Origin of the sequence: Bradyrhizobium sp. (assembly GCF_049798375.1) — a bacterium.
Classification (GTDB): domain Bacteria; phylum Pseudomonadota; class Alphaproteobacteria; order Rhizobiales; family Xanthobacteraceae; genus Bradyrhizobium.
In genome coordinates, this window is sequence record NZ_JBARGP010000025.1 from 1 (window position 1) to 1,542 (window position 1,542).

The 1,542-nt window shown below is 62.3% G+C and carries 1 protein-coding gene; it reads right to left on the reverse strand.

All coding sequences use genetic code 11. The annotated features are described in order from the left end of the window. Nucleotides 1-375 precede the first annotated feature (375 nt). A complete protein-coding gene (locus WA702_RS00940; protein WP_425108649.1) occupies nt 376-1,383 on the reverse strand; it encodes an IS5 family transposase in 1,008 nt (335 codons plus the stop codon). Between the last annotated feature and the right edge of the window lie 159 nt (nt 1,384-1,542).

Below are 1,542 nucleotides of genomic sequence, written 5' to 3' on the forward strand. Positions count from 1 at the left end.
AGGTCACGGTCGCCGCCGCCGACGAGCAGTTCTTTGAGTATCTCGGCTGTCACGAACGAACCGGCATGCTGGGCGCGGTACAGGTGGAGGCTGCACCGGCCCGCTGACGCGAGCTGCATTCAAAATATCGAAAACAACCCCATGCACAGTAGTCGGTGGCTGCCGGCGTTCGACACGGCAGCTTGACGCGTCGGGCAAATCAGCGTTAGACTTCTATTATTCAGAAGTGCAGGCGCACCTCAGCTTGCTGAGTGTCATCACCCGCTTTCGCGAGGGCTTTGCGAAAGCGGAGCAAATCGACAGGGCAGGCGCTGGTTGCTTGGGCCGGTCGGTGGCTTGGACGGGTCAGCCGTGATGGCTAGATGCCTCGTTTGGTTAGGCGATGTGGGGTGGCGTCCTGGCCCATCGCTGGAGATTGATCGCGGTCGCGGCGAGCTGGAAAGCTGCGGCATTGCGCATCAGGCCGCGATAGCGGGCACGCGCAAGGCCGTAGACGCGCTTGAGCAATGCGAACAACGGCTCGATCGGCGCACGTCGATGCGAGATGACCGCGTTACGACGCACCGCCCAAGGTCCCAAGCGAAGCCAACGGTTGTGTCTACGCATGATGCCGTCGCGAATACCCATCTGCTTCAACCGCACACGTCGTGCGATGGTATCGTAGGCTTTGTCAGCGTAGACCGTTGCCTCGTCGCCGCAGATCAGCCCGTCAGCGGGCACGGTGTCGTTGACATTGGCTGGCGTAAAGGCGAGGCGCCGGATGATGCGACTGCCTTGGTCCATCGCCACGTGCATCTTGTAGCCGAAGGCATATTTGCCGTCCTTCTTGGTCCAGGCAGCGTCAGGATCGTGAGCGCTTTTGACCAGCTTGCTGGCGGGCCGCCCGTCTGCATCCGGGGGCAAATCGGGATCCGGAGGTTCGGGTGGATTAACCGCCGAGCGGATCAGCGAAGCGTCGATCAATGTGCCGCGCTTCAAGACGAAGCCGGACTTCTCGATCTGCGCCGTAATCAGGGCAAACGCGCGCTCCGCCAGCCCGCTCTTGGCCAGCTGTTCGCGGAAACGCCACAGCGTGGAATGATCCGGCACCGGCTCACTCAGCGACAGGCCCAGAAAGCGCCGGAACGACAGGCGGTCCACCAGCGCTTCCTCGAGCCCCGGATCGGACAGCCCATACCATTGCTGCAGCAACAGCGCCTTAAACAGCGCCAGCGACGGGTAAGCTGGCGCTCCCATCGACCCGCTGCGCAAGCCGCTCAGCAGCGCTTCAATCGCGCTCCAGTCGACCAGTTCCGACACTCGCTGCAATGGCGCATTGGCCCGAGCCGCGTCATTCACCAGTCCGTCTGTAAAGCTCAATTGACCAATCTGGCGTTCCGCCATCCGTTCCTCCGGCGAATCCTTCACCAAAGAGAATCATCCCGGATGACTTCTGCAAAGCCCTCGCATGCGCGGGTGATGACGCCGCGTGGCGATGCTGGAACGACGGGTCCCTTCAACAAGGTCCGCCGCGTCGAACGCCGGCAGTCGCCGGCTACTTTG

Coding starts and splice junctions, on each gene's coding strand:
- WA702_RS00940 (WP_425108649.1), bottom strand. CDS start 1,383: ATGGCGGAACGCCAGATTGGTCAATTGAGCTTTACAGACGGACTGGTG.